The sequence below is a fragment of the Marivita lacus genome, assembly GCF_014637725.1.
Lineage (GTDB): Bacteria > Pseudomonadota > Alphaproteobacteria > Rhodobacterales > Rhodobacteraceae > Marivita > Marivita lacus.
The window spans coordinates 187,458-212,585 of sequence record NZ_BMFC01000002.1; the positions used below are offsets into that span (position 1 = coordinate 187,458).

The window sequence follows — 25,128 nt, forward strand, 5'->3', positions numbered from 1 at the left end:
GGACAAGAAGAAGAGATGAGCTTGGTAAGGGACTGCGATGTTTGACACGATCCTGATAGCCAACCGGGGCGAGATCGCCTGCCGGGTGATCGATACCTGCCGTCGTCTGGGGGTGCGCAGCGTGGCGGTGCACTCGGATGTGGACGCGGATGCGCGCCATGTGCAGATGGCCGATGTTGCGGTGTCTCTCGGTGGGGCCTCGCCTGTCGAGAGTTACCTGCGCGGCGATGCGATCATCGCGGCAGCGCGGGCCACGGGCGCGCAGGCGATCCATCCGGGCTACGGGTTCTTGTCGGAAAACCCCGGTTTCGTCGATGCGGTCGAGGCGGCGGGGCTGGTGTTCATCGGCCCATCGGCATCGGCGATCCGCGCAATGGGGCTCAAGGACGCGGCCAAGGCGCTGATGGCAGAGGCGGGCGTGCCGGTCGTCCCCGGGTATCAGGGGGCCGAACAGGCGCCGGAGTTGCTGGCGGCGGAGGCCGAGGCGATCGGCTATCCGGTGCTCATCAAGGCGGTCGCGGGCGGTGGCGGCAAGGGGATGCGGCTGGTGGAGCAGCCAAGGGCCTTTGCCGATGCGCTGGCCTCGGCCCAGTCCGAGGCGAAGACCGCCTTTGGAAATCCCCATGTGCTGATCGAGAAATACATCACCAGCCCGCGCCATATCGAGGTGCAGGTGTTCGGCGACGGCACGCGCGCGGTGCATCTGTTCGAGCGGGATTGTTCGCTTCAGCGCCGTCATCAGAAGGTGATCGAGGAAGCGCCGGCACCCGGCATGACGTTCGAGATGCGTGCCGCGATGGGGCAGGCGGCGGTGCGCGCGGCCGAGGCCATCGGGTATTCCGGGGCGGGGACTGTCGAGTTCATCGTCGATGGGTCGGACGGGCTGCGCCCCGACGGGTTCTGGTTCATGGAGATGAACACGCGGTTGCAGGTGGAGCATCCGGTGACCGAGGCGATCACCGGCGTCGACCTTGTGGAATGGCAGTTGCGTGTGGCGTCGGGCGAGCCCTTGCCTTGCGCGCAGGAAGATCTTTCGATCACCGGGCACAGTTTCGAGGCGCGGCTCTACGCCGAGGATGTGCCGGCGGGGTTCCTGCCCGCCACGGGCCGTCTGTCGCATCTGGCCTTCCCGGCAGGGGCGCGCGCGGATACCGGTGTGCGGACGGGAGATGTGATCAGCCCGCATTACGATCCGATGATTGCCAAGGTGATCGTGCACGGGTCGTCGCGGGCGGTTGCCCTGCGCAAGCTGCGGCGGGCCCTGGCAGGCACGCAGGTGGCGGGCACGGTGACGAACCTGGCCTTTCTCGGGGCATTGGCGCGGCACGAAGGCTTCTCGAACGGTGAGGTCGATACCTGGCTGATCGGGCGTGACCTCGAGGCGTTGACGGCGGTGCCGGACCCTGCGCCTGCCGCGATCGCGCAAGCGGTGATGGTGCTGACCGGACTGGACCGGGCACCTGCGCCGCTGGACGGGTTTGCGCTTTGGCAGGCTTTGGCGCAGGATGTGACCGTCGCGATTGGGGACGAGAGCCATGTCTGCCGGGTCGTGTCGTATGGACCGGGCAAGATCGACGTGGTTGTGGGCGAGACACCCGTCGCCGCGCGGTTCGGGGCGAATGGCTGGCGCTTTGACGGGCAGCCCGCCCGTGCTGCGCGTGTCGAGGGAGCCCGCGCCACGATCTTTGGCGATCCGACACTCGTGGTCACGTGGATTGATCCGCTCGACGTCGAAGCCGGGGCCGGGGCGTCAAGCGATCTGGTCGAAGCGCCGATGCCCGGCCTTGTCCGGCAGGTCTTTGTCAGCGCCGGGGACGCGGTCTCCAAGGGGGACAGGCTGGCCGTCCTGGAGGCGATGAAGATGGAACACAGCCTGCTGGCCGCCCGCGATGGCATCGTGGCCGAAGTGATGGCCGAGGCGGGATCGCAGGTCGAGGCAGGCGCGGTGCTGATCCGGCTGGAGGAAGAGGACGAGACATGATCCGGTTGCATCATTGCCCGCAGACCCGGTCGATGCGGACGCTCTGGCTCTTGTACGAGCTGGAGGTGCCGTTCGAAGTGGTGCTGCACGCGTTCGACAAGTCGCTGCGCGATCCGGAATACCTGTCGCTGTCGCCTGCGGGCCGCGTGCCCGCGCTCGAGATCGACGGCGAGCGCATGTTCGAAACGGGCGCCATCACGGAATACCTGTGCGAACGCTTTCCCGAAGCCAACATGGGCCGGGGCCCGAATGATCCGGATCGCATGGCCTGGCTGGTCTGGGTGCATTTTGCAGAAACCATCAGCCAGCACGCAGCGGCGCTGACCCAGCAGCATATCATACTTTATGAGGACACGATGCGGTCGCCTGTCGTGATGAAGCTCGAGGCGGCGCGGCTGGGCAAATGCTATGACGCGCTGGAGGCCCGGTTGTCGACCCCGGTGGAGAACCGCGATTATCTGCTGACCAGCGGGTTTTCGGCGGCGGATGTGTCTGTCGGTCAGGCGGTCTACATGGCGCGGCATTTCCGGCGGCTGGACGATCATCCGGCGGTGGCCGACTGGTACGAGCGCATCACCGAGCGGCCGGAGTTCGAAAAATCCCTGCCCGATGGTCGGGAGGCGCGGCTTTACCGTCAGGACTTCTACCCGGCCTGGGAGACGGGCACCTGAGCGCTGTGCCGGAGTATTTGGAACAAGAAGAAGCAGGGGGATGACGCGTTGGTCGAACGGGTCGAGATTTTCGAGGTGGGGCCGCGCGACGGCTTGCAGAACGAGGCGCGGCTGATCCCGGTGTCGGAAAAGGTGGCGCTGGTCGATTGCCTGAGCCGCGCGGGTTTCCGGCGGATCGAATGCGCCAGTTTCGTCAGCCCGAAATGGGTGCCGCAGATGGCGGGTTCGGGCGCCGTGCTGGCAGGCATCACGCGGGAGCCGGGCGTGTCCTATGCGGCATTGACCCCGAACATGCGGGGTTTCGAGGATGCGGTGGCGGCGGGGGCCGACGAGGTGGCGATTTTTGGCTCGGCCTCGGAGGGGTTTTCCCGCGCCAACATCAACGCGACGATTGCCGAAAGCCTCGAGCGGTTTGCGCCGGTGGCGGCGGCGGCGCGGGAAAAAGGCCTGCCGGTGCGGGGCTACGTGTCCTGCGTGGTGGAATGTCCCTATGACGGGGCGGTTGCGCCCGCGGATGTGGCGCGGGTGGTCGCGGCGCTGCGGGACATGGGGTGCTACGAGGTCTCGCTGGGCGACACGATCGGGCGCGCGACACCCGAGGGGATCGTTGCCATGCTGGACGCGGTGCTGGGCGAGATGCCAGCGGAGCGGCTGGCCGGGCATTATCATAACACCGGCGGATTGGCCTGCGACAACATCGAGGCGTCGCTGGGCCTTGGGCTGCGGGTGTTCGACGCGGCGGTCGGTGGTCTTGGGGGGTGCCCCTATGCGCCGGGAGCGGCGGGCAATGTGGCAACCGAAGCGGTGGCCGCACGGGTTGCGTCGCTGGGGTATGCGCACGGGCTGGACATGGATGTGGTGGCCGAAGCGGCCAAAATGGCGCGGAGGATGCGGGGATGAGTGTGATCAATGTCGAGGTCGATGCGCGCGGTGTTGCAACGCTGACGCTGGCGCGGTCCGAAAAGCACAATGCGCTGTCGGCCGAGATGATGACGGAGCTTGAAGCGGCGGCGCGGGATCTGGCGATGGATCGCGCGGTGCGGGTGGTTGTGCTGGCCGCCGAGGGCAGGAGCTTTTGCGCAGGTGGCGATCTGGCCTGGATGCGCGCGCAGTTCGACATGGATGTGGACACGCGCCGGGTCGAAAGCCGCCGGATCGCCACCGTTCTGGGCGCGCTCTACGATCTGCCGCAGCCCCTGATCGGGCGTGTGCAGGGCAACGCGCTGGGGGGCGGTGTGGGCCTCGTGTCGGTCTGTGACGTGGCGATTGGCGTGACGGGCGCCAAGCTGGGCTTTACCGAAACGCGGCTTGGGCTGATCCCGGCCAATATCGGGCCTTACGTTCTGGCGCGCATGGGTGGCACGCGCGCCTCCGAGGTGTTCATGTCGGCGCGGGTGTTCGATGCGGATGAGGCCGTACGGTTGAACCTGCTGAGCCGCACGGTCGAGGCGGACGGACTGGACGCAGCGATCGAGGCCGAGGTTCAGCCCTACCTGTCCTGTGCGCCGGGGGCCGTGGCCGAGGCCAAGGCGCTGATGCGCGACTTGTCGGGGCGGGTGACTGCGGCCCAGGTCGACAGGGCCATCGACGCGCTGGCCGCGCGGTGGCAATCGGACGAGGCGCGAGAAGGCGTGGGCGCGTTCTTCGACAAGCGCGCGCCCGGTTGGCAGTGACGGTCCAGATCGCGCATCTTTACGCCACGGCGTGCCTCGCCATCGTGTTCTTCCAGATCGCGCTGATCGCGGGTGTGCGCTTGGGCGATTACACGCAGGGCGGCAGGTATCGTGGCGCCTTGCCCCTGTCGGGGCGCATCGTTGCGGCGGTGTCGATCCCGGTTTTCTGTTCCAGGCGCTGGCGATCCTGTCGGCGGCGGGGTTTCCCGGGCTTGGTTGGCCGCGCTGGACCGGCTGGGCGGCGTTTGCGGCGCAAGTGGCAAGCACGGTTTTCAACTGGATCACACCGTCGAAACTGGAACGTGCGGTCTGGGGGCCGGTGACGTTGGTCATGTCGGCCATGGCAGTGGTGGTCATGACGGCCTGATCCATTTGATCTGATCGCGTTTGCCTGAGACTGGCGTTGATCGCAGCGGCGCGATGCCGGGCGAGGAGTGACCTCTGACACCGAACCTCTGACCGGGGATCCCGCTCTTTGCGCAGCCGCGTGGCAGATGCCGCGACGCAACGGCGCGGTGCGGGGACGGGTCGGGAGCCGCCGGAATGCCGCATGTCCTTCTAATCATGTATGAAATCGGGGCATTTCCAGTGATTTTCACCAGATATCCAAGGGTCACAAGATGTCGTCGCGCGGTTGACCCTTCCGGGGTACGGGAGTACATCACCCCACAAGTCAACCTCGCCACTTGACGACGCGTTCAGGTGCGCGACGGGAAAAGGAGCCTCGTCTTGGAAGACATGCTGCGGGAATACCTGCCGATCCTCGTGTTTCTGGCCATTGCCATCGGGTTGGGCCTTGTGCTGATCCTTGCCGCGGTGGTGATCGCGGTGCGCAACCCGGATCCTGAAAAGGTTTCGGCCTATGAATGCGGCTTTAACGCGTTCGACGACGCGCGCATGAAGTTCGATGTGCGGTTCTACCTCGTGTCGATCCTGTTCATCATCTTCGATCTGGAGATTGCGTTCCTGTTCCCGTGGGCAGTCGCGTTTCAGGACATCAGCATGACGGCCTTCTGGTCGATGATGGTGTTCCTTGGCGTCCTGACCATCGGCTTTGCCTATGAGTGGAAAAAAGGAGCGCTGGAATGGGAGTGATGGCTGGCGCGAATACCGCAGGGGCGGACAAGGAGCACGCGACTCAGGCGTTGAACGCACAGCTTGCGGACAAGGGCTTTCTGCTGACCTCGACCGAGGACATCATCAACTGGGCGCGCACAGGGTCGCTGCACTGGATGACCTTCGGCCTGGCCTGCTGTGCGGTCGAGATGATGCACACCTCGATGCCGCGTTATGACCTCGAACGCTTCGGCACCGCGCCGCGCGCAAGCCCGCGCCAGTCGGACCTGATGATCGTCGCGGGCACGCTGACCAACAAGATGGCGCCTGCCTTGCGCAAGGTCTACGACCAGATGCCGGAACCGCGTTACGTGATCTCGATGGGGTCCTGTGCCAATGGCGGGGGCTATTATCACTACAGCTACAGCGTTGTGCGCGGCTGTGACCGGATCGTGCCGGTCGATGTCTACGTGCCGGGCTGCCCGCCGACCGCAGAGGCGCTGCTGTATGGCATCATGGCGCTGCAACGCAAGATTCGCCGGACAGGGACGATTGTACGATGAGCGATGCGCTGAACGAACTGGGGCAACATCTCGAGGCGCGCCGCTCAGGCTGCGTCATCGCGTGGGACGTGACCCATGGCGAGTTGAATGTCGATGTGGCCCCATCGAGCATTGCGGCCTTTGTCGAGTTCCTCAAGACCGACCAGACCTGCAAGTTCTCGTCGCTGGTGGACATCACGGCGGTAGATTACCCTGCGCGGCCCAAACGGTTCGACGTGGTCTACCACTTCCTGTCGATGTACCAGAACCACCGCATCCGTCTGCGCGTCAGCATCCGCGAAGACGAGATGGTGCCGTCGATCACGTCGGTGCATTCCAGCGCCAACTGGTTCGAGCGTGAGGTGTTCGACATGTTCGGCATCCTGTTCTCGGGTCACCCGGACCTGCGCCGTATCCTCACGGATTACGGTTTCCGCGGCTATCCGCTGCGCAAGGATTTCCCGACCACGGGCTATACCGAAGTGCGCTATGACGAAGAGAAAAAGCGCGTGGTCTACGAGCCGGTGAGCCTTGTTCAGGAATACCGGCAGTTCGATTTCATGTCGCCCTGGGAAGGCGCGCAATACGTGCTTCCGGGTGACGAAAAGCAGGAGGCGAAATGATGGACGGCTCCAAATTCGACGATGGCAGCATCGACGCGGTCTCTGGCGAACAGAGCATCCGCAACTTCAACATCAACTTCGGCCCGCAACACCCGGCGGCGCATGGGGTGTTGCGCCTCGTGCTTGAACTGGACGGCGAGATCGTGGAGCGCTGCGATCCGCATATCGGTCTTTTGCACCGTGGCACCGAAAAGTTGATGGAAAGCAGGACGTACCTGCAGAACCTGCCGTATTTCGACCGGTTGGACTACGTGGCTCCGATGAACCAGGAACATGCGTGGTGTCTGGTGATCGAAAAGCTGACCGGGGTCGAGGTGCCGCGCCGCGCGTCGCTGATCCGGGTGCTTTATTCCGAGATCGGCCGCATCCTGTCGCACCTGCTGAACGTGACGACGCAGGCGATGGACGTGGGAGCACTGACGCCGCCGCTCTGGGGGTTCGAAGAGCGCGAAAAGCTGATGATCTTCTACGAACGGGCTTGTGGCGCGCGTCTGCACGCGGCCTATTTTCGGCCCGGTGGGGTGCATCAGGACCTGTCTGCCGATCTGATTGACGATATCGACGCGTGGTGTGACAGCTTCCCCGGCGTTCTGGACGATATCGACGGACTGCTGACGGAAAACCGTATCTTCAAGCAGCGCAATGCCGATATCGGTGTCGTGACCGAGGAGGAAATCCTTGATTGGGGTTTTTCCGGTGTGATGGTGCGCGGCTCGGGTCTTGCGTGGGATTTGCGTCGTGCGCAGCCCTATGAATGCTACAACGAGTTCGAGTTTCAGATCCCCGTGGGCAAGAACGGCGATTGCTATGACCGCTACCTTGTTCGCATGGCCGAGATGCGCGAAAGCCTGAAGATCATGAAACAGGCCATCGAAAAACTGCGCGCGCCCGAGGGCCAGGGCGAAATTCTTGCCCGTGGCAAGATCACGCCGCCGAAACGCTCGGAGATGAAGACCTCGATGGAAGCGCTCATTCACCACTTCAAGCTTTATACCGAAGGCTTTCACGTGCCCGAGGGCGAGGTCTATTGCGCGGTCGAGGCGCCCAAGGGCGAGTTCGGCGTGTATCTGGTGGCTGACGGATCGAACAAGCCGTACCGCGCCAAGCTGCGCGCGCCGGGGTTCCTGCATTTGCAGGCGATGGATCATGTCGCCCGTGGGCACCAGTTGGCCGACGTGGCCGCGATCATCGGGACGATGGACGTGGTGTTCGGAGAAATCGACCGATGAGCCTGCGCCTTGTGCTGCCCTTGGCGGGACTGGCCCTCGTGGCCGCCTGCGCCATGCCGCCCGAAGGCGTGACGCCGCAGGACCTCGCCGCTTTCGACGAGGCGGTGGCTTCGGTTGGGTGCGCGCTTGTCGGCGAAAGCGATTACCTCCCGGTAGAGCTGCAGACCGGTCTGACGCGCGAGCAGGTGATCCAGACCGCCGCGTATCGCGTTGCGGCCGAAGAGGCCGTCCAGCTCGAAGGCGGGGGTGTCCGCCTCATCACTGGGGCATGCGCGCCGGCATGATCCGCACCATGCCCGATACCAATGTTGTCTGTGTGATGACGCAATAGGATCCGATATGCTACGACGCCTTCATTCCGAACAACCGCAAAGCTTTGCCTTCACCTCGGCCAATCAGGCCTGGGCCGATGCGCAGATCACCAAGTATCCCGAAGGGCGTCAGGCCAGCGCGATCATCCCGCTGCTCTGGCGGGCGCAGGAACAGGAAGGCTGGCTGACCCGTCCGGCGATCGAGGCGATCGCGGACATGCTGGGCATGGCCTATATGCGGGCGCTCGAAGTGGCGTCGTTCTACTTCATGTTCCAGTTGCAACCGGTTGGCAGCGTTGCGAATATCCAGATTTGCGGCACAACGTCCTGCATGATCTGCGGGGCCGAGGATCTGGTGGCGGTGTGCCGCGAAAAGATCGCCGCCAAGCCGCACACCCTTTCGGCTGACGGCAAGCTGAGCTGGGAAGAGGTCGAATGCCTCGGCGCCTGTGCCAACGCACCGATGGCGCAGATCGGCAAGGATTACTACGAGGACCTGACCACCGAGCGTTTCGCCGAAATTATTGACGAACTGGTCGCGGGAAAGGTGCCTGTGCCGGGTCCGCAGAACGGGCGCTACGCGGCAGAGCCGAAATCCGGCCTGACCAGCCTGGCCGAGTTCGCCTCCGACAGGCACCGGTACAATGCGTCGGTTCAGTTGGCGACCGATCTCGGCGACACGGTCAAGCGGATCGACGGCACCGAAGTGCCCCTGATCACGCCGTGGAAGGGAAAGGCGGCGAATGCTGCAAACCCGCCCAAGCCGGGACCCGATGCGATGATGCCGCCCGAAGGCCCCGATGGCGCGCAGGGCGGACGTGGCAAGGGCGAGGCACCGGCACCGCGCAACATTGGCGACGCCTCCGACAAGCGCTCCGAAGCGCCGGGGCAGGCACCCGATGTGGAAGCGATGGCAAAGCCCAAGGCTGACGTGACAGCGGCCAAGACCGCAGACGTCGCTGAGTGGTCTGGTTCGGATGCTGCGCCCGGTCTGAAGCCTGTCACGATGGATGCGCCGAAAGATGGCAAGGGCGACGACCTCAAGCAGATCAAGGGCATCGGTCCGAAACTGGAGAAGGTCTGCAACAAGCTGGGCTTTTTCCATTTCGACCAGATCGCAAGCTGGACCGACGAAGAAGTGGCCTGGGTCGATCAGAACCTCGAAGGGTTCAAGGGCCGCGTTTCCCGCGATAATTGGGTCGAACAGGCCAAGACACTTGCCTCAGGCGGCGAGACAGAGTTTTCTGCACGTGTCAAAAAGGGTGATGTCGATAACGAATGACATCTGAACACGGACGGGGAGAATACGCATGCAACAACAGAATACTGGCATAGGCTGCCAGCTGGGATCATGGGCAATGGCTGCGGGGGCTGGGCTTCTTGTCTTTGTCCTGCTGCTTGTCATCGGCGACTGGGGTCTCCTCGGGGCCATCTTCGTGGCTGGCGTCGCATTCCTGGTGCTTGGCCTCGCATTCAGCTGGCTGTTCTGCCGTGAGATGCCCGAGGCGCGCGGTCCGGGCAACATCGACACATCGGGTGCTCGCAGCACGTCCGTGCCCGCACCCAAGGCTTCGGCGCCCAAGGCCGAGGCACCGAACGCTGCGCCGGTTTCTGCTGCAACCGCTCCCAACGCGACGGCGACGACCACAAGGTCCACGCCCGCCGAGGATGCAGCGGCCACAACCACGCCCGGGTCGGATTCTCTGCCCGATGTGCAGACCGCAACTGCCACCGCCGATGCCGAAGCGGGCGCGCAGGTGAAGCCCTCGGCGCGTCTGGCCGGTCAGGAAGAGTTGGCTGCGCGCAAGGGCGAATGGAAATACGAGGGCGGGGACGATCCCAAGCCCGGCAAAGCCACCGTGCCCGGCCCGTCGGCAGTCGAGGCGACGCCCGACTATGATGGCGACGGCAAGGCAGAAGACACCGAGGAAGGCTCCAAGCCCGCGACGCTGACCGCAGCCCGCGAGGGTGGTCCCGACAACCTCAAGGAAATCAAGGGTGTGGGTCCAAAGCTGGAACAGCTCCTGCATTCGATGGGCTTTTACCATTTCGACCAGATCGCCAACTGGAGCGCGGACGAGGTGGCATGGGTGAATGCCAATCTTGTGGGGTTCAAGGGCCGTGTGAGCCGCGACAACTGGGTCGAGCAGGCGAAAATTCTCGCCTCCGGCGGGGAAACGGAATTCTCCAAGCGCGTTGACGAAGGTGACGTGTACTGACGGGGGTTGAGACCAGACCATGAGCCGGGATTCAGACGAGGCCCGCAAGGGGCGGCGCATCGCGCTGTTCATCGCAGGCGTTGGCCTTTTCTGGATTCTGGTGACCGCCATCGGATCCCAATATGGCTGGAGCCAGCGGATCCGGGCGCTGTTCGACCTCGCCGCCATGGTGGGGTTCGGAGCAGGACTTTGGATGACATACCAACTCTGGCGTGCGCGCCAGGCTGACAAGGATTGAGCAATGCTGAGCGATCAGGACCGGATCTTTACCAATATCTACGGGATGCATGACCGGACCCTCAAGGGGGCGCAGGCGCGCGGCCATTGGGATGGCACGGCCAAGCTTATCGAAAAGGGCCGCGACTGGATCATCGACGAGATGAAGGCGTCTGGTCTTCGGGGCCGGGGCGGTGCGGGCTTTCCCACGGGTCTCAAGTGGTCGTTCATGCCCAAGGAAAGCGACGGGCGGCCCAGCTATCTTGTGGTGAATGCCGACGAATCCGAGCCGGGCACCTGCAAGGACCGCGAGATCATGCGCCATGATCCGCACACGCTGGTCGAAGGTTGCCTGATCGCCAGCTTCGCGATGCAGGCGCATGCCTGCTACATCTACATCCGTGGCGAATACATCCGCGAGAAAGAGGCGTTGCAGCGCGCCATCGACGAGGCGTATGACGCCGGGCTGGTGGGCAAGAACGCGGCAGGGTCAGGCTGGGATTTCGACATCTACCTGCATCACGGTGCCGGTGCCTATATTTGCGGCGAGGAAACCGCGCTTCTGGAAAGCCTCGAGGGCAAGAAGGGCATGCCGCGCATGAAGCCGCCGTTCCCGGCGGGAGCGGGGCTTTATGGCTGCCCGACCACGGTGAACAACGTGGAATCCATTGCCGTGGTGCCGACGATCCTGCGCCGGGGCGGTGAATGGTTTTCCAGCTTTGGACGTCAGAACAACGCGGGCACCAAGCTGTTTGCGATCTCGGGCCATGTGAACAACCCGTGTGTCGTTGAAGAGGCGATGTCGATCTCGTTCGAAGAGCTGATCGAAAAGCATTGTGGCGGCATTCGCGGCGGCTGGGACAACCTCAAGGCGGTGATCCCCGGCGGCTCGTCCGTGCCCTGCGTGCGCGGCGAGAACATGAAAGACGCCATCATGGATTTCGATTACCTGCGCGGTGAGCTGGGGTCTGGCCTTGGCACTGCGGCGGTGATCGTGATGGACAAGGACACGGACATCATCAAGGCGATCTGGCGGCTGTCGAAATTCTACAAGCATGAAAGCTGCGGCCAGTGCACGCCGTGCCGCGAAGGCACAGGCTGGATGATGCGCGTCATGGACCGTCTGGTGCGCGGCGAGGCCGAGGTCGAGGAGATCGACATGCTGTTCGATGTCACCAAGCAGGTCGAGGGGCACACCATCTGCGCGCTTGGCGATGCCGCGGCATGGCCGATCCAGGGTCTGATCAAGAACTTCCGCGACGAGATCGAGGACCGGATCAAGGCGCAGAAGACGGGTCGTGTGAGCGCGGTGGCGGCGGAATAGGCGGCTTGCCCGCGTGGCTTGCGAGCCGCAGGGGAGGCCGGTCGAACGGCATTGGATCGAGGCGCGATGACGCGCCTTTTTCCGTTTCAAGCGGGCGGAAACCGGTCTCGGGGCTTGCATGCGCGACGCATCCAAGCGCATGGTGCGGCCAAGAAATTCCATGAGGTGTCTCCATGAAATCAGGTTGGGTCTTTGCGTCGGGTCTGTGCCTGCTGGCTGCCTGTGGCCAGAACGAGCGTGATATCGTGACTTTCGAAGGTGCGCGCTTTGAGGGTGACCTGCGGTCCGAGCGCGGGGATCGCGCCGCGTTTGTCGCATCCGGCGGCCCGGCCTCTGTCAGCCTCGAAGGAGCCAAGCAGGCCGCGCAATACCAGGTGGTTCAGCATTGCATCGCCTATCTGGGCACCTCGGATGCGGCATGGGTCAATGGCCCCGATGTGCCGGATGCAGAGCTGGTCGTGACCGACAACAGGGTGGTTCTGACCGGGCGCTGCGTCGAGCCGTAAAGCGCCGAAAACGCGACGAATTTGCCAAAGACTTGCGCCACGTTATTGAATAGCCCTGGTCGTCGCCCCCATATTCACTCCAGACCCAACCAGGTGAGACCATGCGGATTCTGACGGCCCTGTTGATCATGACGCTGTCCTTTGCAGGGGCGGCCTCTGCCAAGCCCCCCTTGCGCGAGGTGGCCGAGATCGACAACGGCTTGATGGCCGTGGCCATCGCCGATGCGATCCGCAAATCCTGTGACGCCATCGATGCACGCCTGATCCGCGCCTATACGGAACTGAACCGGCTGAAAGCGGTCGCGCGTGACCGCGGCTATACCGCGGAAGAGGTCGAGGCCTATGTCACGTCGAAGTCGGAAAAAGACCGGATGAAGGACAAGGCCGAACAATTCCTGCAGGCCAACGGCGTGCCGCCGAACGACATTCCTGCGCTCTGCCGCTTTGGCCAGTCGCAGATCCAGTCGCAAAGCCAGATCGGCCAATTGCTCAGATAAGCGGCGTGCGGCACGGAAAATCAGGGTTTTTGTGCAGGTGCAGCATTCAGCATGCCGCGTCGATATTTCCCGCATCTTTTTGCCTGAACATCTGGCCTATTGGTTTGAGCCACGTTAGAAGGCGGGCGACGTCAGCCGATCGCCGGATTGCCACGGCATCGACTGCGCCAGCCGAATGGGAACAAAGGGCTCGGGCATGTCTGACTTGCGCAAGATCATCATTGATGGAAACGAAGTTGAGGTAGAAGGCGCGATGACGCTGATTCAGGCTTGTGAACAAGCCGGGATCGAAGTGCCGCGTTTCTGCTACCACGAACGTTTGTCCATCGCGGGCAATTGCCGGATGTGTCTTGTCGAAGTGGTCGGTGGCCCGCCCAAGCCCGCCGCAAGCTGCGCGATGCAGGTCAAGGATCTGCGTCCCGGCAAGGATGGCGAACCGCCCGTGGTCAAGACCAACTCTCCGATGGTCAAGAAGGCCCGCGAGGGGGTGATGGAGTTCCTGCTCATCAACCACCCGCTCGATTGCCCGATCTGCGATCAGGGCGGTGAATGCGACCTGCAGGACCAGGCGATGGCTTACGGCGTCGATTTCAGCCGCTTCCGCGAACCCAAGCGCGCGGTCGAGGATCTGGACCTTGGCCCGCTGGTCGAAACCCACATGACGCGCTGCATTTCCTGCACCCGCTGCGTGCGCTTCACCACCGAGGTGGCGGGCATCAGCCAGATGGGCCAGACCGGCCGGGGCGAGGACAGCGAGATCACGTCCTATCTGGGCGAAACGCTGGACAGCAACCTGCAGGGCAACATCATCGACCTGTGCCCGGTGGGCGCGCTGGTCTCGAAACCCTATGCCTTTACCGCCCGTCCGTGGGAGCTGACCAAGACCGAATCCATCGACGTGATGGACGCTTTGGGCAGCAACATCCGCGTCGACACCAAGGGTCGTGAAGTCATGCGGTTCCTGCCGCGCAACCATGACGGCGTGAACGAGGAATGGATTTCCGACAAGACGCGCTTTGTCTGGGACGGGCTGCGTCGTCAGCGTCTGGACCGGCCCTATGTGCGCGAAAACGGCAAGCTGCGCCCGGCCAACTGGCCCGAAGCGCTGACCAAGGCCGCCGAGGCGATGAAGGGCAAGAAGCTGGCCGGTCTCGTGGGCGATCTCGTCCCGACCGAGGCGGCCTATGCGCTGAAAACGTTGATCGAAGGTCAGGGTGGCCATGTCGAATGTCGCACCGATGGCGCGAAACTGCCTGCGGGCAACCGGTCGGGCTATGTCGGCACCGCGGCGATCGAGGATATCGACGCGGCGGACATGATCCTGCTGATCGGCACCAACCCGCGCGATGAGGCACCGGTGCTGAATGCGCGCATCCGCAAGGCCTGGGCTGCGGGAGCACAGGTTGCCGTGATCGGGGAGCCGGTTGACCTGACGTATGAGTATCACCACGCTGGCAAAGGGCGCTCTGCATTGCAGGCGATGATCGACAAGGGTGTGTCGGAAGAGACACGTGATGAAAAGAACACCATCGTGATCGTCGGGCAGGGTGCCCTGCGTGAGTCCGATGGCGCGGCAGTTCTGGCGGCGGCGCAGAAGATGGCCGAGATTTCGGGCGCAGGGTTCATGGTGCTGCACACCGCCGCTGCCCGCGTTGGCGCGATGGATGCGGGTTGCACCACCGAAGGCGGCATGGACAGCGCCATCGACGGGGCCGAGGTGATCTACAATCTGGGGTCCGACGAGGTCGAGATCGCGAAGGGTGCCTTTGTGATCTATCAGGGCAGCCATGGCGACCGGGGCGCACATCGTGCCGACATCATCCTGCCGGGCGCCGCCTATACCGAGGAGCAGGGCCTGTTCGTCAACACCGAAGGCCGTCCGCAAGTGGCGCTGCGCGCCAGCTTTGCGCCGGGTGAGGCCAAGGAAAACTGGGCGATCCTGCGGGCGCTTTCGGCGGAGCTTGGTGCGACACTGCCCTTTGACAGCCTGGCGCAGCTGCGTCAGGCGCTGGTCAAGGACGTGCCGCATCTCGCGCAGATCGACACGGTGCCGGAAAACGAGTGGCGGGCAGAGCCGACCGGCGAGCTGGGGGATGCGGATTTCCGCAACGCCCTGCAGGATTTCTACCTGACCAACCCGATCGCACGGGCCAGTGTCCTGATGGCGGAACTGTCAGCGGGCGCCCGCGCCCGCAAGGACACCAAGATCGCGGCGGAGTGAGCAGGGTGCGCCACATGGCGGTGATAACACCTGTTGCGCTGGTGGTGATGCTGGGCGGCTTGTCCGGCTGTGATGCCGCGGAACCCGAGGTCACGCGGTTCGCACCTGAGTATCAGGGCGTCGAAACCACGCTTCTGGACGGGGACCTGGTCAAGTTCGATGTGACGATGCGCGGGGCGCGCGCGGCCACGGATGTTGAAGATTATGCCGAATGTGCAGCGGCGCAATATGCCCTGATCCGGGGCTATGGATTTGCGCGGCATTTGCGCACGAATGTCGACGAAGAGGCTGGCCTCTGGCGAGGAGATGCGGTTTACACCATCTCGCCGGCGCTGCCCCGTGGGGTGCGGACCATCGACGCCGAAGTCGTGACCGCCTCCTGCGTTGAAAACGGAATACCGATGGTTTGAGGACGTGATGGCTGACTTCTTTACCACAACTGCCGGGATCGGCGTGATCATCGTGGCACAGTGCCTTGCCGTACTGGGTTTCGTGATGATCAGCCTTCTCTTCCTCGTCTATGGCGACCGGAAAATCTGGGCGGCTGTCCAGATGCGGCGCGGACCCAACGTCGTGGGGGCCTACGGCCTGCTGCAGACGGTGGCCGACGCGTTGAAATATGTCGTCAAGGAAGTGGTGGTGCCTGCGGGTGCCGACAAGCCGGTGTTCATGCTGGCGCCGCTGACGTCGTTTGTGCTGGCGATGATGCTCTGGGCGGTGATCCCGTTCAACGATACCTGGGTGCTTGCAGACATCAACGTGGCCATCCTGTACGTCTTCGCGATCTCGTCGCTCGAGGTGTACGGCGTCATCATGGGCGGATGGGCGTCGAACTCGAAATACCCGTTCCTCGGCTCGCTGCGGTCGGCGGCGCAGATGATTTCCTACGAGGTGTCGCTGGGTCTGGTTATCATCGGCATCATCATCTCGACGGGATCGCTGAATTTCGGCGATATCGTGCGGGCGCAGGATGGCGATTTCGGGTTCTTCAACTGGTACTGGCTGCCGCATTTCCCGATGGTGTTCCTGTTCTTCATCTCGGCGCTGGCCGAAACCAACCGTCCGCCTTTTGATCTTCCCGAAGCGGAATCCGAACTGGTGGCGGGCTACCAGGTTGAATACTCGTCCACGCCGTTCCTGCTGTTCATGGCAGGGGAATATATCGCGATCTTCCTGATGTGTGCGCTGATGTCGCTGCTGTTCTTCGGCGGCTGGCTGTCGCCCATTCCGGGTCTGCCCGATGGCGCGCTGTGGATGGTCGGCAAGATGGCGTTCTTCTTCTTCCTGTTTGCCATGGTTAAGGCGATCACGCCCCGCTACCGCTACGACCAGTTGATGCGTCTCGGCTGGAAGGTGTTCCTGCCGTTCAGCCTCGTCTGGGTGGTCTTCGTGGCCTTTGCGGCGAAATTCGACTGGTTCTGGGGCGCATTTGCGCGCTGGGTATAAGGAGAGCAACGATGACGCAGATCGACTATGCACGCGCCGCCAAGTACTTCCTTTTGCAGGACTTTTACCAAGGCATGAAGCTTGGCCTGAAGTATTTCTTTGCCCCCAAGGCGACGATCAACTACCCGCATGAAAAAGGCCCACTGTCCCCGCGGTTCCGCGGTGAACACGCGCTGCGCCGCTATCCCAATGGCGAGGAACGCTGCATCGCGTGCAAGCTCTGCGAGGCGATCTGCCCGGCGCAGGCGATCACGATCGATGCGGAACCCCGCGATGACGGATCGCGCCGCACCACGCGCTATGACATCGACATGACAAAGTGCATCTATTGCGGCTTCTGCCAGGAGGCGTGCCCGGTCGATGCGATTGTCGAAGGCCCGAATTTCGAGTTTTCGACAGAAACGCGCGAAGAGCTGTATTACGACAAGGCCAAGCTCTTGGACAACGGCGACCGCTGGGAAGCCGAGATCGCGCGCAACCTCGAGCTGGACGCGCCGTACCGATGAGCGATGCGAAAACCCCCTTCGAGCTGATGATGCAGCAAGCCCAGGAGATGGCCAAGGCCTTCAACCCGTCGCTGTCGTCATTCGATCCCAAGGGCTTCGAAAAGATGTGGCCGACCATGCCGAAAGACGCCATGGAGATGTGGTTCGGCAAGGGGATCAGCAAGAACGGTCTGGATGCCAAGACTCGGCTTCTTTTGACACTGGCGGGCCTGACGATGCAGGGCGCGCAGGCAGACACGCAACTGCGCATGACAGTGCGCCACGGCATCGAAGCGGGCGCCACGAAGGACGAGATTGCCGAAACCATCGCCCAGATGTCGATGTTCGCCGGTATTCCAGCCATGACCCGCGCGATGGAATTGGCGCGCGATGTCATGGAAGACGACAAAAAGGATGACGAGACATGAGTGTCTTTGCCTTCTATCTCTTCGCGATTTCGACGATTGCCGGCGGGCTCTTGACGGTGATCAGCCGGAGCCCGGTTCATTCGGTGCTGTGGCTGATCCTTGCCTTCCTGTCGTCTGCCGGGTTGTTCGTGCTTCTGGGGGCCGAATTCGTGGCGATGCTTCTCATCATCGTCTACGTGGGCGCGGTGGCGGTGCTGTTCCTGTTCGTCGTGATGATGCTCGACGTCGACTTCTCGGAATTGAAGGCCGAAATGGCGCGCTACATGCCGCTGGCCCTGCTTTTTGGCGTCATCATCCTGATGCAGTTCGCGATTGCCTTTGGCGCGTGGGAAAGCAACGCGGCGGCCGAAGGTCTGCGCGCGCAGGTGATTCCGGTGGACCGGCACAACACCGAAGCCCTGGGCATGATCCTTTATGACCAGTATTTCCTGCTGTTCCAGCTTGCCGGCCTGATCCTGCTCGTGGCGATGATCGGCGCGATTGTTCTGACGCTGCGCCAGAGAACCGACATCAAACGCCAGAACGTGCTGGCGCAGATGTACCGCGATCCGGCCAAGGCGATGGAACTGAAAGATGTGAAGCCGGGACAGGGCTTGTAAGAGATACGCTCCGGACATGGTTCGGGACGCTGTGAAAAAGACAAACGACGGGGCACACCCCGGAGGGACGTGATGATAGGACTTGAGCATTACCTGACAGTGGCAGCGGTGCTGTTCGTGATCGGGATTTTCGGGCTGTTCCTGAACCGCAAGAACGTGATCATCCTGCTGATGAGCATCGAACTGATGCTCTTGGCGGTGAACATCAACTTGGTCGCGTTCTCGAGCTTCCTTGGCGATCTGGTGGGGCAGGTGTTCACCCTGTTCGTACTGACCGTCGCGGCGGCCGAAGCAGCCATCGGGCTTGCTATCCTCGTCTGTTTCTTCCGCAACCGTGGGTCCATCGCGGTTGAAGACGTCAACGTGATGAAGGGCTGACGATCATGGAAACGCTCATCCTGTTTTCCCCGCTTGTCGGCTCGATCCTTTGTGGGTTTGGCTGGAAATTCATCGGCGAGACCGCTGCGCAATGGGTGGCCACGGGCCTTTTGTTCTTTGCCTGCGTGCTCTCGTGGATCGTCTTCCTGACCCATGATGGCGTGACCGAGACCATCGACATCCTGCGCTGGATCGAGTCTGGCACTCTCAGCACCGAATGGGCCATTCGTCTGGACCGTCTGACCGCGATCATGCTGATCGTTGTCACGACCGTGTCGGCGCTCGTGCATCTGTATAGCTTCGGCTACATGGATCACGACCCGCAGTGGCGCGAGGGCGAGGTCTACAAGCCGCGGTTCTTTGCCTACCTGTCGTTTTTCACCTTCGCCATGCTGATGCTGGTGACGTCCGACAACCTTGTTCAGATGTTCTTTGGCTGGGAAGGCGTGGGCGTCGCGTCCTACCTGCTGATCGGGTTCTACTACCGCAAGCCCTCGGCCAATGCTGCCGCGATCAAGGCGTTCGTCGTCAACCGGGTTGGCGACTTCGGCTTTGCACTTGGCATTTTCGCTCTGTTCTTCCTTGTGGACAGCGTGCGTTTCGACGACATCTTTGCCGCCGCACCCACGCTGGCGGAAACGCAGCTGACCTTCCTCTGGACTGAATGGAACGCGGCCAATTTGATCGCATTTCTGCTTTTCATTGGCGCAATGGGGAAATCGGCGCAATTGTTCCTGCACACATGGTTGCCTGACGCGATGGAAGGCCCGACGCCGGTGTCGGCGCTGATCCACGCGGCGACCATGGTGACGGCGGGTGTGTTCCTGATCTGCCGCATGTCGCCGGTGATGGAATTTGCGCCCGAAGCGATGGCCTTCGTCACTTTCCTCGGGGCCAGCACGGCCTTTGTCGCGGCGACCATCGGTCTGGTTCAGAACGACATCAAGCGCGTGATCGCCTATTCGACCATGTCACAGTTGGGTTACATGTTCGTCGCCGCGGGCGTCGGCGTCTATTCGGTGGCGATGTTCCACCTGCTCACCCACGCTTTCTTCAAAGCGATGCTGTTCCTTGGTGCCGGATCGGTGATCCACGCCATGCATCACGAGCAGGACATGCGGAACTATGGCGGTCTGCGCAAGAAAATCCCCTATACGTTCTGGGCGATGATGATCGGAACACTGGCCATCACCGGTGTGGGTATCCCGCTGACGGGCTGGATCGGTTTTGCCGGATTCGCCTCAAAGGATGCGGTCATTGAGTCGGCCTATGCCGCTGGCCCGATGGGCTACGCCTTCTGGATGCTGGTCATCGCGGCGCTGTTCACCAGCTTCTATAGCTGGCGGCTCATGTTCCTGACCTTCTACGGCAAGCCGCGCGGCGACAAGCACACGCATGAGCACGCGCACGAGTCGCCGATGATCATGCTGATCCCGCTGGGTGTGCTGAGCATCGGGTCGATCTTTGCCGGTGCGATCTGGTATTCGAGCTTCTTTGGCAAGGTGAACGAGGTCGTATCGTTCTTTGGCGGTGCCTATGGCGAACCGACGGCCGAACTGGTCGAACAGGTGGCCGAGCGCAGCCCGAACGCGTCCGAGTTGAATTACGTGATGGAAAGCGCTCCCGGTGAGGCAGCGATCTACATGGCGCCCGAGAACACCATCCTACACGAGGCGCATTATGTGCCGACATGGGTGAAACTCAGCCCGTTCATCGCGATGCTGATCGGGTTTGGCACGGCGTGGATGTTTTATATCCGCGATCGGTCGCTGCCCAAGCGGCTGGCCGAAAACCAGCGCCCGCTTTACGAGTTCCTGCTGAACAAGTGGTATTTCGACGAGATCTACAACTTCCTGTTCGTGCAGCCTGCCAAGGGTCTGGGCCGTCTGCTGTGGAAGCGCGGTGATGGCAATGTCATCGACGGGTCGCTCAATGGCGTGGCCATGGGCTTTATCCCGATGCTGACGCGGCTCGCCGGCAAGGCGCAGTCAGGTTACATATTTACCTATGCCTTCTACATGGTGATCGGCATCGCCGCGCTTGTCACCTGGATGACGCTGAGCGGAGGAGCAAACTGATGGATAACCTGCTTTCCATTGTCACGTTCCTGCCTGCACTGGCGGCACTGATCCTGCTGGTCTTCCTGCGCGGCGATGACGAGGCGGCGAACCGCAACGCCAGGTGGCTGTCGCTGATCGCGACCAGCGCGACCTTCCTGATCTCGCTGTTCATCCTGTTCCAGTTCGATCCGCAGAACACCGGCTTCCAGATGGTCGAAGAGACCGAGTGGCTGCTGGGCCTGCAATACAAGATGGGTGTCGACGGGATTTCGGTGCTGTTCGTCATGCTAACCACCTTCATGATGCCGCTTGTCATCGCGGCAAGCTGGGATGTGAGCCACCGCGTCAAGGAATACATGATCGCCTTCCTGGTGCTGGAGACGCTCATGCTGGGCGTGTTCATGGCGTTGGATCTCGTACTGTTCTACCTGTTCTTCGAAGCGGGCCTGATCCCGATGTTCCTGATCATCGGCATCTGGGGCGGCAAGAACCGCATCTACGCGTCGTTCAAGTTCTTCCTCTACACCTTCCTCGGGTCGGTGCTGATGCTGGTGGCGATGGTGGCGATGTTCTCGGATGCGGGCACCACCGATATCGAGCAATTGCTGGTGCACCAGTTCGGGTCCGAGACCTTCTCGATCCTCGGGGTGCAAATCGTCGGCGGTCTGCAGACCCTGATGTTCATCGCGTTCTTCGCCTCCTTCGCGGTCAAGATGCCGATGTGGCCGGTCCACACCTGGTTGCCGGACGCGCACGTGCAGGCACCGACCGCAGGGTCGGTGGTTCTGGCGGCGATCCTGCTCAAGATGGGGGGCTACGGTTTCCTGCGGTTCAGCCTTCCGATGTTCCCCGTGGGCGCGGATCTGCTGACGCCGCTGGTGCTGTGGATGTCGGCCATCGCCATCGTCTATACCTCGCTGGTGGCGCTGGTGCAGGAAGACATGAAAAAGCTCATCGCCTATTCGTCGGTCGCCCATATGGGTTACGTGACCATGGGTATTTTCGCAGCCAACCAGCAGGGGATCGACGGTGCGATCTTCCAGATGATCAGCCACGGCTTCATCTCTGGCGCACTCTTCCTGTGTGTCGGCGTGATCTATGACCGGATGCACACCCGCGAGATTGACGCCTATGGCGGCCTTGTGAACCGGATGCCGGCCTATGCGCTGATCTTCATGCTGTTCACAATGGCCAATGTCGGCCTGCCGGGCACATCGGGCTTTGTCGGGGAATTCCTGACGCTGGTGGGCATCTTCCAGGTCAACACATGGATCGCGGCCATCGCCACATCTGGTGTGATCCTGTCGGCAGCCTATGCGCTCTGGCTTTACCGCCGGGTGGTGATGGGCGATCTGATCAAGGAAAGCCTGAAGACCATCAAGGACATGACCCGCCGCGAACGCGCGATCTTTGCGCCGCTGGTGGTGGTGACGATCCTCTTTGGTGTCTACCCGGCCCCGATCCTCGACACGATCGGGCCGTCGGTCGAGGCGCTTGTTTCCAATTATCAAGTCGCGCTTGCGGCGGCGGATGCCGCTGTCCAAGTCGCGGCGAACCAATAAGGGGGCGAGGCTATGCTCTCGGCTGATCTGGGTATCATCCTGCCGGAAATCGTGCTGGCGGTCTATGCGATGGTCGCACTTCTGGGCGCGGTCTACACCGTCAAGGACGGCGCGGCATCGTTGCTGGTCTGGACGACCAGCGGCCTCTTCCTGTCGCTTGCGGTGTGGATCGGGCTGAACGGGTCGGGGACCAACGTGGCCTTCAACGGCATGTTCATCGACGACGGCTTCGCCCGCTTCGCCAAGGTGGTGATCCTTGTCTCGGCGGCGGCGGTTCTGCTGATGTCCGAAGCCTACATGACCCGCCGCGGGCTCTTGCGGTTCGAATATCCGCTGCTGATCGCGCTGGCGGTTGTGGGCATGATGATGATGGTGTCGGCAGGCGATTTGATGTCGCTTTACATGGGGCTCGAGCTGCAATCGCTGGCTTTGTATGTCGTGGCCTCCCTGCGCCGGGACAGCCTGAAATCCACCGAAGCGGGTCTCAAGTATTTCGTGTTGGGTGCGCTGTCCTCGGGTCTGCTGCTTTACGGTGCATCGCTAGTCTACGGCTATTCAGGCACGACGCTGTTCTCGGGCATCATCCAGACGGCAACCGAGGGCGAGGTGTCGCTTGGCCTGCTGTTCGGTCTGGTGTTCCTGATCTCGGGCCTTGCGTTCAAGGTCTCGGCGGTGCCGTTCCACATGTGGACGCCGGATGTCTACGAAGGCTCACCCACGCCAGTCACGGCGTTCTTTGCCACGGCCCCCAAGGTGGCGGCGATGGCGCTTTTCGCCCGCGTGATGCATGACGCCTTTGGCGGTGCAGTCAGCGACTGGAGCCAGGTGATCGCGCTCTTGTCGGTCCTGTCGATGTTCCTTGGCGCGATTGCCGCCATCGGCCAGACCGACATCAAGCGGCTGATGGCGTTCTCGTCCATTGCCCATATGGGCTACGCACTGATGGGTCTGGCGGCGGGCACCGCGTTCGGCGTGCAGGCGATGCTGATCTACATGGCGATCTACGTGACGATGAACGTGGGCACATTCGCCTTCATCCTGTCGATGAGCCGCGACGGCCAGCCGGTGTCGAACATCGCGTCGCTGAACATGTATTCCAAACGCGAGCCGGGCAAGGCGCTGGCGATGCTGGTGCTGCTGTTCTCATTGGCCGGCGTGCCGCCGCTGGTCGGCTTTTTCGGCAAGCTCTACGTGCTGCGCGCGGCTTATGATGCTGGGCTGGCATGGCTGGCGATTGCCGGTGTGGTCGCGTCGGTGATCGGGGCGTTCTACTACCTGCGCATCGTCTTCTACATGTATTTCGGCGAGGAACGCGACGACGCGCTGGATCGCAGCAAGTCCCCCATGCTCTGGGGCATGTTGATGGCGAGCGCGGTGATCATGGTGGTTGGTGTCGTGAACCTTTTCGGGATCGAAGGTGCTGCGGCAGCGGCGGCGGCCACCCTTGTCAACTAGGCAGTCTTGTTCCGTGACACATCGTGACGCGCCCTTGGCGCGTCGCTTTGTTTTTTGCGCCCCGCTGCGCGGGACGCGGTGCCTCCGGCGGGAGTATTCAGAACAAGAAGAAGCCGGGGTCGCGCATGGCTGACTGGCCTTTGGGATATGGGCGGCAGGTTCTGACCGAAGTGGACAGCACCATGCTCGAGGCGGCGCGACAGGCGGTGGACCTGTCGGGACCGACCTGGATCTGTGCGCTGCACCAGACGGCGGCGCGGGGGCGGCGCGGGCGGGTCTGGGTCAATCCCAAGGGCAATTTCGCGGCGACGCTGGTGATACCGACCGCCGATGCACCCGACCGGCGCGCGCTGCGCAGTTTTGTGGCTGCACTGGCGCTGTTCGATGCTCTGGTGGCGGTGTCGGGTCGCGTCGACGGGTTGGCGCTGAAATGGCCCAATGACGTGCTTTTGACCGGAGGCAAGGTGGCGGGTATTCTGCTCGAAAGCCTTGGATCGCATCTGGCCATCGGCATCGGCGTGAATCTTGTCACGGCACCGGATGCAGCGGAGGTCGAGGCGGGCGCGGTGCCGCCGGTTTCGGTCGTGTCGGCGCTGGGGGTCGAAGTGGGGCAGGAGGTGTTCCTCGACATGCTGGCCGCCGCCTTTGCCCGCCACGAGGCGCAGTTCGTGACCTACGGCTTCGCGCCGACCCGTGAGGCGTGGCTGTCGCGCGCGGCACGGCTGGGCGAGGTGGTGACGGCGCGGATGGGTGACCATGACGTCACGGGGACCTTCGAGACTGTAGACGCCGATGGGCGGATCGTCCTAAACACCGCGTCAGGCCGCCAAGCCATCGCGGCTGCAGATATTTTCTTTTGAGGGGCAGGGCCATGCTTCTGTGTATCGACTGCGGCAACACCAACACCGTGTTCTCCATCTGGAACGGGGAGCGGTTCCTGTGCACGCTGCGCACCTCGACCCATCACGGGCGCACCGCGGATGCCTATTTCACGTGGTTCTCGACGCTGATCACCCATTACGGGATCGAGCCCGACATCACCGATGTGATTGTCGCCTCCACCGTGCCGCGCGTGGTGTGGAACCTGCGGGTGTTCTCGGACCGGTTCTTTGGCGTGCGGCCCATCGTGGTGGGCAAGCCCGAATGCCTCTTGCCGCATCCGCCGCGCGTCGATGCGGGCACGGGGGTGGGGCCGGACCGTCTGGCCAATGCCGCTGGCGCCTTCGACCGGCATGGCGGCGACGTTGTGGTGGTGGATTTCGGCACGGCGACGAATTTCGATGTGGTGGCCGAGGACGGTGCCTATGTCGGCGGCGTGATCGCGCCCGGCGTGAACCTGTCGCTCGAGGCGCTGCACCAAGGCGCGGCGGCGCTGCCGCATGTGGACATCTCGCAGCCCGAGCGCGTGATCGGCACCAACACGGTGGCCTGTATCCAGTCGGGCGTCTTCTGGGGGTATGTCGGGCTGATCCAGGGGATCACGACGCGCATAAAGGCTGAATATGGCCGATCCATGAAGGTGATTGGAACCGGCGGCCTTGCTCCCTTGTTCGCTCAAGGGGAACTGCTATTTGACACAATCGAAGATGACCTGACCATGCACGGTCTGACGGTCATACATGCATATAACACAGAAAACGGATAAA

General features: G+C 62.7%; 28 protein-coding genes. All 28 read left to right on the plus strand.

Annotation, left to right across the window (positions count from 1 at the left end; all coding sequences use genetic code 11):
* Positions 1-37 precede the first annotated feature (37 nt).
* The 28 genes from IEV82_RS05570 to IEV82_RS05705 all read left to right on the plus strand — a co-directional run bounded on the left by IEV82_RS05570 (position 38) and on the right by IEV82_RS05705 (position 25,127).
* Positions 38-1,981 (plus strand): acetyl/propionyl/methylcrotonyl-CoA carboxylase subunit alpha, encoded by a 1,944-nt coding sequence (locus IEV82_RS05570; RefSeq protein WP_188480986.1) that lies wholly within the window; start codon positions 38-40, stop codon positions 1,979-1,981.
* On the plus strand, positions 1,978-2,652 hold the full coding sequence (locus tag IEV82_RS05575; RefSeq protein ID WP_188480987.1) for a glutathione S-transferase family protein: 675 nt from the start codon (positions 1,978-1,980) through the stop codon (positions 2,650-2,652). Before IEV82_RS05570 ends, IEV82_RS05575 begins: the two co-directional genes overlap by 4 nt.
* A gap of 48 nt (positions 2,653-2,700) precedes the next feature.
* Complete coding sequence (locus IEV82_RS05580; protein WP_188480988.1) at positions 2,701-3,552, plus strand: hydroxymethylglutaryl-CoA lyase; 852 nt, start codon at positions 2,701-2,703, stop codon at positions 3,550-3,552.
* A complete protein-coding gene (locus tag IEV82_RS05585; protein ID WP_188480989.1) occupies positions 3,549-4,325 on the plus strand; it encodes a crotonase/enoyl-CoA hydratase family protein in 777 nt (258 codons plus the stop codon). Before IEV82_RS05580 ends, IEV82_RS05585 begins: the two co-directional genes overlap by 4 nt.
* A 31-nt stretch (positions 4,326-4,356) precedes the next feature.
* Positions 4,357-4,692, plus strand: a complete 336-nt coding sequence (locus tag IEV82_RS05590) for a hypothetical protein (protein ID WP_229747690.1) — start codon at positions 4,357-4,359, stop codon at positions 4,690-4,692.
* Positions 4,693-5,054: 362 nt separating this feature from the next.
* The gene (locus IEV82_RS05595; RefSeq protein ID WP_188480990.1) at positions 5,055-5,420 is read left to right on the plus strand and encodes an NADH-quinone oxidoreductase subunit A; all 366 of its coding nucleotides are present in this window, start codon (positions 5,055-5,057) and stop codon (positions 5,418-5,420) included.
* On the plus strand, positions 5,420-5,944 hold the full coding sequence (locus tag IEV82_RS05600; RefSeq protein WP_085629851.1) for a NuoB/complex I 20 kDa subunit family protein: 525 nt from the start codon (positions 5,420-5,422) through the stop codon (positions 5,942-5,944). The genes IEV82_RS05595 and IEV82_RS05600 overlap by 1 nt, the downstream gene beginning before the upstream one ends.
* Complete coding sequence (locus IEV82_RS05605) at positions 5,941-6,546, plus strand: NADH-quinone oxidoreductase subunit C (protein ID WP_188480991.1); 606 nt, start codon at positions 5,941-5,943, stop codon at positions 6,544-6,546. Before IEV82_RS05600 ends, IEV82_RS05605 begins: the two co-directional genes overlap by 4 nt.
* On the plus strand, positions 6,546-7,775 hold the full coding sequence (locus IEV82_RS05610) for an NADH-quinone oxidoreductase subunit D (RefSeq protein WP_188481413.1): 1,230 nt from the start codon (positions 6,546-6,548) through the stop codon (positions 7,773-7,775). Before IEV82_RS05605 ends, IEV82_RS05610 begins: the two co-directional genes overlap by 1 nt.
* Positions 7,772-8,059 carry a hypothetical protein gene (locus IEV82_RS05615; protein ID WP_188480992.1) on the plus strand — a complete coding sequence of 96 codons (288 nt, stop codon included), beginning with the start codon at positions 7,772-7,774 and terminating at the stop codon, positions 8,057-8,059. The genes IEV82_RS05610 and IEV82_RS05615 overlap by 4 nt, the downstream gene beginning before the upstream one ends.
* Positions 8,060-8,114: 55 nt before the next feature.
* Positions 8,115-9,368, plus strand: coding sequence for an NADH-quinone oxidoreductase subunit E (locus IEV82_RS05620; RefSeq protein WP_188480993.1), 1,254 nt, complete (start codon positions 8,115-8,117; stop codon positions 9,366-9,368).
* Positions 9,369-9,396: 28 nt separating this feature from the next.
* Positions 9,397-10,305 (plus strand): helix-hairpin-helix domain-containing protein, encoded by a 909-nt coding sequence (locus IEV82_RS05625; protein ID WP_188480994.1) that lies wholly within the window; start codon positions 9,397-9,399, stop codon positions 10,303-10,305.
* A gap of 19 nt (positions 10,306-10,324) precedes the next feature.
* Positions 10,325-10,543 carry a DUF5337 domain-containing protein gene (locus IEV82_RS05630; RefSeq protein WP_188480995.1) on the plus strand — a complete coding sequence of 73 codons (219 nt, stop codon included), beginning with the start codon at positions 10,325-10,327 and terminating at the stop codon, positions 10,541-10,543.
* Positions 10,544-10,546: 3 nt separating this feature from the next.
* Positions 10,547-11,845 (plus strand): NADH-quinone oxidoreductase subunit NuoF, encoded by a 1,299-nt coding sequence (nuoF, locus tag IEV82_RS05635; RefSeq protein ID WP_188480996.1) that lies wholly within the window; start codon positions 10,547-10,549, stop codon positions 11,843-11,845.
* A 173-nt stretch (positions 11,846-12,018) separates the two neighbouring features.
* A complete protein-coding gene (locus IEV82_RS05640) occupies positions 12,019-12,351 on the plus strand; it encodes a hypothetical protein (protein ID WP_188480997.1) in 333 nt (110 codons plus the stop codon).
* A 101-nt stretch (positions 12,352-12,452) separates the two neighbouring features.
* Complete coding sequence (locus IEV82_RS05645; protein ID WP_188480998.1) at positions 12,453-12,848, plus strand: DUF5333 domain-containing protein; 396 nt, start codon at positions 12,453-12,455, stop codon at positions 12,846-12,848.
* 196 nt (positions 12,849-13,044) lie between these two features.
* Positions 13,045-15,069 (plus strand): NADH-quinone oxidoreductase subunit NuoG, encoded by a 2,025-nt coding sequence (gene nuoG, locus IEV82_RS05650; RefSeq protein ID WP_188480999.1) that lies wholly within the window; start codon positions 13,045-13,047, stop codon positions 15,067-15,069.
* 14 nt (positions 15,070-15,083) lie between these two features.
* A complete protein-coding gene (locus tag IEV82_RS05655) occupies positions 15,084-15,479 on the plus strand; it encodes a YNQ4 family lipoprotein (RefSeq protein WP_188481000.1) in 396 nt (131 codons plus the stop codon).
* Between the two features lie 7 nt (positions 15,480-15,486).
* Complete coding sequence (gene nuoH / locus IEV82_RS05660; RefSeq protein WP_188481001.1) at positions 15,487-16,515, plus strand: NADH-quinone oxidoreductase subunit NuoH; 1,029 nt, start codon at positions 15,487-15,489, stop codon at positions 16,513-16,515.
* Positions 16,516-16,526: 11 nt separating this feature from the next.
* Positions 16,527-17,021, plus strand: a complete 495-nt coding sequence (gene nuoI / locus IEV82_RS05665) for an NADH-quinone oxidoreductase subunit NuoI (RefSeq protein ID WP_188481002.1) — start codon at positions 16,527-16,529, stop codon at positions 17,019-17,021.
* Positions 17,018-17,428 carry a carboxymuconolactone decarboxylase family protein gene (locus IEV82_RS05670; RefSeq protein WP_188481003.1) on the plus strand — a complete coding sequence of 137 codons (411 nt, stop codon included), beginning with the start codon at positions 17,018-17,020 and terminating at the stop codon, positions 17,426-17,428. Before nuoI ends, IEV82_RS05670 begins: the two co-directional genes overlap by 4 nt.
* The gene (locus tag IEV82_RS05675) at positions 17,425-18,027 is read left to right on the plus strand and encodes an NADH-quinone oxidoreductase subunit J (RefSeq protein ID WP_188481004.1); all 603 of its coding nucleotides are present in this window, start codon (positions 17,425-17,427) and stop codon (positions 18,025-18,027) included. Before IEV82_RS05670 ends, IEV82_RS05675 begins: the two co-directional genes overlap by 4 nt.
* Before the next feature lie 72 nt (positions 18,028-18,099).
* The gene (gene nuoK / locus IEV82_RS05680; RefSeq protein ID WP_072777106.1) at positions 18,100-18,405 is read left to right on the plus strand and encodes an NADH-quinone oxidoreductase subunit NuoK; all 306 of its coding nucleotides are present in this window, start codon (positions 18,100-18,102) and stop codon (positions 18,403-18,405) included.
* A 5-nt stretch (positions 18,406-18,410) separates the two neighbouring features.
* Positions 18,411-20,483, plus strand: a complete 2,073-nt coding sequence (gene nuoL, locus IEV82_RS05685) for an NADH-quinone oxidoreductase subunit L (RefSeq protein WP_188481005.1) — start codon at positions 18,411-18,413, stop codon at positions 20,481-20,483.
* Positions 20,483-22,027, plus strand: a complete 1,545-nt coding sequence (locus IEV82_RS05690) for an NADH-quinone oxidoreductase subunit M (RefSeq protein ID WP_188481006.1) — start codon at positions 20,483-20,485, stop codon at positions 22,025-22,027. Before nuoL ends, IEV82_RS05690 begins: the two co-directional genes overlap by 1 nt.
* Before the next feature lie 12 nt (positions 22,028-22,039).
* Positions 22,040-23,482, plus strand: coding sequence for an NADH-quinone oxidoreductase subunit NuoN (gene nuoN / locus IEV82_RS05695; protein ID WP_188481007.1), 1,443 nt, complete (start codon positions 22,040-22,042; stop codon positions 23,480-23,482).
* 125 nt (positions 23,483-23,607) lie between these two features.
* Complete coding sequence (locus IEV82_RS05700) at positions 23,608-24,342, plus strand: biotin--[acetyl-CoA-carboxylase] ligase (protein ID WP_188481008.1); 735 nt, start codon at positions 23,608-23,610, stop codon at positions 24,340-24,342.
* A gap of 11 nt (positions 24,343-24,353) precedes the next feature.
* Positions 24,354-25,127: a type III pantothenate kinase gene (locus tag IEV82_RS05705; RefSeq protein WP_188481009.1), complete on the plus strand. Its 774-nt coding sequence runs from the start codon at positions 24,354-24,356 to the stop codon at positions 25,125-25,127.
* Position 25,128: the final 1 nt, after the last annotated feature.